Annotated in this window: 10 protein-coding genes and 2 pseudogenes; 2 read left to right on the top strand and 10 right to left on the bottom strand. The window is 63.4% G+C overall.

Features of this window, described 5'->3' with window-relative positions:
• Nucleotides 1-298 precede the first annotated feature (298 nt).
• The 6 genes and pseudogenes from G3446_RS28470 to G3446_RS25040 all read right to left on the bottom strand — a co-directional run bounded on the left by G3446_RS28470 (nucleotide 299) and on the right by G3446_RS25040 (nucleotide 4,028).
• Entirely contained in the window at nucleotides 299-1,036 is a 738-nt protein-coding gene (locus G3446_RS28470) for a mechanosensitive ion channel family protein (protein WP_245232754.1), read from the bottom strand.
• A gap of 210 nt (nucleotides 1,037-1,246) precedes the next feature.
• Nucleotides 1,247-1,828, bottom strand: a pseudogene (locus G3446_RS28465) (mechanosensitive ion channel domain-containing protein); the annotation flags it as partial.
• 404 nt (nucleotides 1,829-2,232) lie between these two features.
• A pseudogene (locus tag G3446_RS29330) lies at nucleotides 2,233-2,577 on the bottom strand (mechanosensitive ion channel domain-containing protein); the annotation flags it as partial.
• A gap of 45 nt (nucleotides 2,578-2,622) precedes the next feature.
• Complete coding sequence (locus tag G3446_RS29325; protein ID WP_425338433.1) at nucleotides 2,623-2,916, bottom strand: hypothetical protein; 294 nt, start codon at nucleotides 2,914-2,916, stop codon at nucleotides 2,623-2,625.
• A 144-nt stretch (nucleotides 2,917-3,060) separates the two neighbouring features.
• Nucleotides 3,061-3,285: a hypothetical protein gene (locus G3446_RS28455; RefSeq protein WP_342450239.1), complete on the bottom strand. Its 225-nt coding sequence runs from the start codon at nucleotides 3,283-3,285 to the stop codon at nucleotides 3,061-3,063.
• A 569-nt stretch (nucleotides 3,286-3,854) separates the two neighbouring features.
• Nucleotides 3,855-4,028, bottom strand: a complete 174-nt coding sequence (locus G3446_RS25040; protein WP_245232752.1) for a DUF2092 domain-containing protein — start codon at nucleotides 4,026-4,028, stop codon at nucleotides 3,855-3,857.
• Between the two features lie 56 nt (nucleotides 4,029-4,084).
• Here G3446_RS25040 and G3446_RS25035 point away from each other — a divergent pair, with 56 nt between their 5' ends.
• Nucleotides 4,085-4,243, top strand: coding sequence for a hypothetical protein (locus tag G3446_RS25035; RefSeq protein ID WP_209262629.1), 159 nt, complete (start codon nucleotides 4,085-4,087; stop codon nucleotides 4,241-4,243).
• Between the two features lie 66 nt (nucleotides 4,244-4,309).
• Nucleotides 4,310-4,531 (top strand): ABC-type transport auxiliary lipoprotein family protein, encoded by a 222-nt coding sequence (locus tag G3446_RS25030; protein WP_164456410.1) that lies wholly within the window; start codon nucleotides 4,310-4,312, stop codon nucleotides 4,529-4,531.
• Between the two features lie 141 nt (nucleotides 4,532-4,672).
• Here the strand turns inward: G3446_RS25030 and G3446_RS25025 are convergent, their stop codons facing one another.
• The 4 genes from G3446_RS25025 to G3446_RS25015 form a co-directional block, all read right to left on the bottom strand.
• Nucleotides 4,673-5,425 carry a Crp/Fnr family transcriptional regulator gene (locus G3446_RS25025; protein WP_164456409.1) on the bottom strand — a complete coding sequence of 251 codons (753 nt, stop codon included), beginning with the start codon at nucleotides 5,423-5,425 and terminating at the stop codon, nucleotides 4,673-4,675.
• A gap of 61 nt (nucleotides 5,426-5,486) precedes the next feature.
• On the bottom strand, nucleotides 5,487-5,621 hold the full coding sequence (locus tag G3446_RS28870) for a hypothetical protein (RefSeq protein ID WP_280818890.1): 135 nt from the start codon (nucleotides 5,619-5,621) through the stop codon (nucleotides 5,487-5,489).
• Nucleotides 5,622-5,756: 135 nt separating this feature from the next.
• Nucleotides 5,757-5,951, bottom strand: a complete 195-nt coding sequence (locus tag G3446_RS25020) for a YgaP family membrane protein (RefSeq protein ID WP_164456408.1) — start codon at nucleotides 5,949-5,951, stop codon at nucleotides 5,757-5,759.
• Between the two features lie 516 nt (nucleotides 5,952-6,467).
• A partial coding sequence (locus G3446_RS25015) for a putative transposase (protein ID WP_164456407.1) occupies nucleotides 6,468-6,946 on the bottom strand: 479 nt, incomplete at its 5' end.

Below are 6,946 nucleotides of genomic sequence, written 5' to 3'. Positions count from 1 at the left end.
GGGAAGTAGACATGGCTCAATCCCTCGCCAGACTCGTAGAGGGCCATCCCAAGCGGCAGCCGGACCAGCTCCAGGTGCCTGCACAGGTGCTCGTACTCGCTCTCGGGCAGGACGTCGAGCAGATGATTTTGCCTCGGAGATGCGGGACTGGGCGCAACGGCCATGAGCTGCCTCCCGATCGAGTGGCCGTGGACACAAGCCCAGATTCGTGCGGCCATCAGGATCAACCGACAAAGCCGCTATCTGTACGATAGCGCACGAATCGGAGGGCGGCGTCGGTTTTGCCAGAAGACGGGCTCTATTGAGTAGCAGGTGCCGAATGCTCGATCTGCACCCGCAGCGGCTTGACGGTGTCGAGATGCAGGTCGCGCTGCGGGAAGGCGATGCCGATGCCTGCGGCATTGAATCTGTCGTTGATGGCCTCGTTCAGGGCGCTGATGGCGCTGACGCGCAGGTCGATGGAGTCGACGAAGCAGCGCAACAGCAGGCCAAGCGCGTTGTCGCCGAAGGTCTCGAAGATGACCGTTGGGGTCGGATCATCGAGCACGTTGGGATTCTCCCTCGCCGCCTCCGCCAGCAGATCCATAGCCTGGCGCACCGGCGATCCGTAAGCGATGCCGATGGCGAGGACCAGCCGCGTGGTCTGGTCTGACAGCGACCAATTGAGCAGACGTCCGGTGATGAACTCCTTGTTCGGCACCAGCAATTCCTTGCCGTCCCAGTTGCGGATGGTGGTGGCGCGGATCTTGATCTTGGTGACCACGCCGTCGGTATCGCCGACGGTGACGGCATCGCCGACGCGGATGGGGCGCTCGAACAGGATGATCAGCCCGCTGATGAAGTTGGCGACGATCTCCTGCAGGCCGAAGCCGAAGCCGAAGCCGAAGCCGAAGCCGATGCTGACGCTGAGCGCCGCTGCCAGCCATTGCACTTGCGACCATCGCGCGCCTAGCGTGCTGAGCACCAGCAACAGACCCACCGCGACGACGAGATAGGCCGTCAGGGTGGTCAGGGTGTAGCGGCCGGCAGCCGTCATTTGAAAGCGCTGCAGCAGCAAGATCTCCAACACGGAAGGGAGGCGAACCGCCAGCACCCAGGCGCCGACGGCGTACAGCAGCGCTTGCCCTAGGCTACCCAGCGTGATGGGGAGCGGCTGCTCCGCGCCATCGACGATCTCGGTCCCGTGCCACAGGATCAGGTCGTCGAAGATGTGCAGCGCCGGTAGAGCGCCGGACCAGATCAGGTAAAGGCCGACGATGGCCGCGGTGAGCACGAGTATCCGGATCAGCTCGCGGGTCTCATCGCTCAGGGCCGCAATGTCCACCTCCGGCTCCTAGAACTGCAGCTCACCCATCTCCCCGGGCGCCTCCTTCTCTTCGGCTTCCGCTTGCTCCGCGCGTCTGCGCTCCATGGCGGCATCGTAGGCGAGGCGCCGTCTTGTGACCTGTAGCCAGCGCAACGCGAGCGCATTGCTCAGCACCAGCGCAAACAGGAACCAGAGCGTCAGCAAGAACAGAAGGGAAAAGGCCGTGGCCGTGTAGACGTAACCGGTCCACGCGAGGGCGATCAATGCCAGGGGAGAGCCGACGGCCAGCGCGTACCAGACGGGGTAGGTGTGGAAGACCATCGGGTACTCGCCACCGGATCGCAGGTGCGCCGGCACGCCACGGCGGGGATGGAATACCCGGTAGACGAACCAAGACAGCGGCAGGTAGCCAAGCAGCAGACCGAGCTTGGCCAAGGCTCTGCCGGTCTCGACTGGGTTGATGCCATCGGCTTGAGTCTCCTTCTCGGAGCGCGCCGACGCATCGGCCTGCAGCTCCAGCATGAGCCGTTCGACGGTGGCATCCGTATCCGCGATGCGCCGCGCCGCGCCTCGGCGCGATGCTCCAAGCGGCGCACGTTGAGGTCGGCGAGGTCCGTCTTGCGCAGCTGGTCGTTTCGAGTCAAGGGCTGCAGGTCGGGCAGGGCGTCGAACTGCTGCAACAGGATTCGGCCGAGATCGTCGTTGACCTCGCCCAACTCCAGGGTTTCGCGGGCATCTCGGTAATCGGCGCTGAGCTGCTCCTCGATCTGCTCACGGCTCTGCCGCACCAGATCCTGGGCCTGCAGCTGCTGGGTGATGTCGTTCATGTCGCGCGACAGTGCCGCGTTTTCCGGGGACAAGGCGACCAACACCGGATGCATGCCCTCGAGCTCGCGCTGGGTCTGCTCGGCTTCCGTCGTCGCTTGCTCCGCAGCCTGACGGCGTTTGCGGTCGAACAGCTCGTCGAGTACCTGCATGCGCTCGCCGATCGCGTCGAGGTTGGCCTTCTCCCGATCGAGCTTGGCTTCCAATACCTGCGTGCGCAGCGGCAGGGTCGAGAGTTCCTGCTCGCGCATCGTGGTTTCGGTGCTCAGCGCCACGTAGCGCGTCTCCAGGACCCGCTTTTGGGCCTGCGCAAACGTGGGGCTTGCGTCGTCCGAGGCCGGCGTTTGAACCTGGGCCGAGGCCTCTTCGCGTTGTTGCGTCGCCTCCGCGAGGCGCTGACTGATGGCCTCCGGGCGCTGCTCGAGGGTCGCCAGACGGGACTCCAAGTCAGCGCGTCGTGCATCGGCCGAGGTCAGGTCCGCCTGCTCCTTCTAAAACAGCTGCTCAAGCTCCGGCAGCGGGGTGTCGGCAGCCGCATCCAGGCCATCCAGCGGCTCGGCCTGAGCATCCGGGGAAAGCGCCGCGCGGATGGCCTGGATCTCCACCGGCGCGAGCTCGGCCGTGCGCCGGAACCTGGCCGCCGCTGCTGCGCTGTCCTTCGCCGCCTGCCGATTGCTCAAGGCCTTGCGGTACAGCTCGATCAGCTGGGTCTTGGCCTCCTCGGTCCTGTCGGTCGCCGCTTGCGCTTCCGTGATCTTCGACTCCAGTGCCTTCGAGGTGATCAACCCAACCATCCGGGCAACAGGCTCTCGGCCTCCTAAGCACAGGCCGACAACGGCCAGGCCGTCCAAAGGCAACCGGCGGTTACGACAAAGACGACGATTCGCATGTTTCTTGCTCTCTTGCTTTCAGCGTGCCCCCAAATCGGCTCAATGACTTGACGCAACAGCATCTTCCGCTTGCCCAGCGTCCTGACGCAGATACAGCGTCCGACTCGGGAACGCGATGCTCAGACCTTTGGCCTCGACGATGGCGCAACAGCGAGAGATCAGGTCCTGCGTGACCTGGAGCCAACCTTCCCAGTCGACGGTCCTGGAGAAGCAGTAGATCAGGATGTCGATCGAGCTGTCGCCGAGGGCGTCGAGATAGACCAGCAGCGTGCGCTTGAACCGTATCCATCCATGGCGTCAGAGATCTTCCCCAGTTGCTGCTTGGTGTCGGTCGTTGGCCGTGTCGGTGCTGCTGTTGGCTCGGTGTCGGTGCTGATTCGCTGATCGAGGTTGGCGATCGCGAGCGGGAGCGGCTGAGTGGACGGCGTTGTGTCGCCGAGGTTCTCCGCGCGCGGCACTGGCGCTCCGTTTGCCGGCAAGCTCGCCGGGAAGATCAGTAGCGCGACCAGCAGCGCCCGCATCGTGCTGAAATTCATGCGATGTTTAGGCTCATTTGTCGTCGCATGCGATCAGGTCAGATGCGAAGCGCACTGGCCGCCGCTCTGGCTCAGGTGGTCTTGACTCGGCGATCCGTCCCGCCTAGCAGTTGTAACCGCCGACCGCGCAACGCCCCACCCCAGCAACGCTTACCGGCGTGATTGGACGCCCGACTCGCGCTTCGGCAGTCGGAATCAGGCTCTGAACACCTGGGACTGAAAGCCGCTCACCAAGCTCGGATCCTCCGATGGCGGCGATCGCCGCGAGCAGCATGACGCCAAATCGTTTCGATGTCTTCATTGTGCTTCTCCTATCTGGAAGTGCTCGGGCAATTCATCGGTACCACGCAGGTCTTTCAGGTCGACCTTTTCGGCATCCGTCGGATTCTTGAAGCTGAAATCAGTCGCCGCGACCGCGTCATCGGCCTTCCAGTCCCTGACTTGAATGCTGTACTGCGGCTCACCGTCCATGAACTTCGAGCTGATGACATAGCGGCACGGATAGGGGCGCTCCCCTTCAGATCGAGATGTGGTTCTCGATCCTGGCGCGCAAAGCCCTGCGGCGCGGCAACTTCACCTCAGTCGCGGATCTCGAGAAGCGTATCGGCGCGTTCATCGACTTCTTCAATCGCACCCTCGCCAAGCCCTTTCGTTGGACCTATCAGGGCGAACCGCTCGCGGTATGAATCAACAAACGGTCTCAGGACTTCCACTCTGCTGCACTAGTCGCCCTTGGCGCCGGCGGGGGGCGAATGAATTCGCCCCCCGCTACAGCGCATCGCAATATTCAGACAGCCTCTCAGCACACCTCAGCGCCTGCCTCCAGCCTGTCGATCGCCGTCGATCCGGTGAGCCTGCCGGCGGCGGTCGACCGCCCGGAGAGCGTCGTCACCGCGGGCTCGAATCAGGTACGCCTGGAGGAATTCGAGCGTTGGGACTCGCCGCCGCCCAAGGCCGCGCGCTGGCGCGACTGAGCCAAGACATCGCCGACGCGGTGCGCGCGCTTGGAGGCCGTAGCGGGCTTCACCCGGCGGGTGAGCCAGCAGGAACCCCCGTTCTTGAAAGTGATCAAGGCCTTGCATGAAGCACGAAGGGGTCAATTGCCGGATCTAGGCTCAACACAAGACCTGAGCATAGAGCGACTCCATTGCCCCATAGCAGCCGCAAGCGGCAGCCCCTAGCCCCGCGCGGTCGAGAATGGCGACCTCTCCGCGTCGATAGCGAATCAGGTCGCGCTGCTGCAGTGCCGTCGCCGCCTTGGTGACGCCCACGCGGCGCACGCCCAGCATCGCGGCCAAGACCTCATGGGTGACATGGAAGTGGTCCGAATGCGCACGATCCTGGGACATTAGCAGCCAGCGGGCGAGGCGCGCCTCCACGACGTGGAAGCGGGTGCAGGCGACCATCTGTGCGCCCTGGCTCATCAGCACGGACAGATAGCGGTCGAGCGTCCTGTGCAAGGCATCGCTCCGGCGCAGCGCATCGCCAAGCCTCTCGGCACTCATGCGCCACGCCGAGCCAGCCCCCTGAACCAAGGTGCGCAGCACAGTGACCTCGACACCCAGGACGAGTGGCGTCCCGACCATGCCCTCATTGCCGACCAGCCAGACCTCCAGGCCTGCGTGATCAGCGGGCGGCGTCACCAGGGACACGAAGCTGTCCGTGGGGAAATAGACGTCGCGAATGCGCTCGCCGGGCTCGCTGATCACTTCGCCGACCTGAAGCTCAACGGGCTCGCACCACGTCAGGATCTCCCACCGGTCGGTCTCGGGCAGCGCGGCCAGGATGCGATTGACGTGGCAGTCGGGGCTCTTTGCGCACGGCACCTCGTTCTCCTCGTTCTCGAGGTCGATGCTCGACGCGAGCATCAGGCCCAGGTAGCGCTGACTGGATAGCCGGTCTCCCCCCGCCTAGCCGATCGTCCGCCGATCAGAGCGGCCCGCCTTTGACGGTTCCGAGCAGGGTCTTGGATTCCTGCTTGTCTTTCTTGGCATTACGCTTCTCTTTGAGCGTCAGGCCGGGCTTCTTCTTCGCTTCTTTGTTGCTCTTTCGCTCTTTGGTCATGGATGAGCTCCTGGTTGTTCGAGTCTTGTTATTGAAGTGTCGGCCTCGACGGTCCCACGCGCTGGTCTATCCACCACCGAGGCAGATGGCCCGGACGATGGGCGAACCGGTCTATTTGGCCACGGGCCCGACCTCTTAGTTAGAGCTGAAATCGAAGAGCCCGTAGGCCGGACAGAAACGGAAATAGGCGGTAACCAGCAGCACCGCGCCAATCAGCCCCCCGACCCAGTGGCCGCCGAGAAAGGTGCTGAGGATCAGGACGGCGCCGGCAACCGCACGGATTAGGCGATCGGTGCTGCCGACGTTGTGCTTGGTGAGATCAAAATTCATGGCAAATGCCCCTGGGGTTGAGGATAGGTATTGGCTTGGCTATCGGATCGCAGTGGATGTATCCAGCGCTCTCCAATCTATGCCGAACGGCCTCGGCCTTCAGTGCGCTAGCGAACTTAAGCGGATCCCAAGAACGTCACTACCAATGGACACGGATCGCTCCTCGACGCCCCAATGTACGCTGACGAACAGACGTGAGCCCGGCGCGGCTGTTATTGATCGCCGTGAGGCCCAGCATCCTGGTAGGCGTCGCAACGTCGATCGCTCCAGCGCGCTGTCCTAGCCTCGACCTCAGGTCGTCCCCAGCGAGCGTTCCCGTCATTCCAGGACTTTGGAGAGCGCGAGCCCTGGGAGAGCGGCCCCCATTCACACCAAAGAGCATTCAATGATCGATACGCGACTCACCCCTGTCCTGCTCAGTTTTCCCCTGCTTTGTCTAGCGCTTCTCGTCGCCATCCCGGACCCCGCATTCGCTCAGGCGCCTTCCGTTTCAGAACTCCTGACTTGGCGCCAAATTCAATGCGACTGGATCGCCTCAAACACGAGGCGCAGCTCGGTACCGGGGTAAATCGCCCGCTGGGTGTTCAAGCATTCGCACAGAGCGATGAGCGCTTGTTGGGATCGGTTGTTCGCCAGTCCGTACAGGCGCACCCGCAGTTCTTGGCGCTCGTGATCCGGGAGGATGTCGCCCGGCAAGCGGAACACGGTCTTGAGAAAGGCGCGAGCCTCATCGTCGTGACGCGCGAAAAAGGGCTCGACGAGACTCGCCAGACAGCTCTCGCTGCGGAAGGCGACGACCTTGATGAGTTGGGTGATCGTCTTGCGCTCGGTTTCGTGCTGGACGATCTGGTCCGGTTCCAGAACGCTCTTCAAAGGCACACGCTTGTCCAGCGCCTTGATCTGCTCGGCGAGTTCATCGCAGTCCCTTTGCACGCGCTCGATCGTCTCCGCCTCCTTCGCTTGCTTGGCCTTCGAGGCACCATCACGCTGTTGCG

Source organism: Thiorhodococcus minor (assembly GCF_010820565.1).
Classification (GTDB): Bacteria; Pseudomonadota; Gammaproteobacteria; order Chromatiales; family Chromatiaceae; genus Thiorhodococcus; species Thiorhodococcus minor.
Note: the sequence above shows the minus strand (reverse complement) of the source record. Positions and strands in the feature narration are given on the sequence as shown.

Bases quoted from the DNA above. Each gene is read 5' to 3' on its own strand.
- G3446_RS28470 (WP_245232754.1), bottom strand. From the start codon at position 1,036: ATGACGGCTGCCGGCCGCTACACCCTGACCACCCTGACGGCCTATCTC.
- G3446_RS25040 (WP_245232752.1), bottom strand. From the start codon at position 4,028: ATGGACGGTGAGCCGCAGTACAGCATTCAAGTCAGGGACTGGAAGGCC.
- G3446_RS25035 (WP_209262629.1), top strand. From the start codon at position 4,085: ATGTGGTTCTCGATCCTGGCGCGCAAAGCCCTGCGGCGCGGCAACTTC.
- G3446_RS25030 (WP_164456410.1), top strand. From the start codon at position 4,310: ATGAATTCGCCCCCCGCTACAGCGCATCGCAATATTCAGACAGCCTCT.
- G3446_RS25025 (WP_164456409.1), bottom strand. From the start codon at position 5,425: ATGCTCGCGTCGAGCATCGACCTCGAGAACGAGGAGAACGAGGTGCCG.
- G3446_RS28870 (WP_280818890.1), bottom strand. From the start codon at position 5,621: ATGACCAAAGAGCGAAAGAGCAACAAAGAAGCGAAGAAGAAGCCCGGC.
- G3446_RS25020 (WP_164456408.1), bottom strand. From the start codon at position 5,951: ATGAATTTTGATCTCACCAAGCACAACGTCGGCAGCACCGATCGCCTA.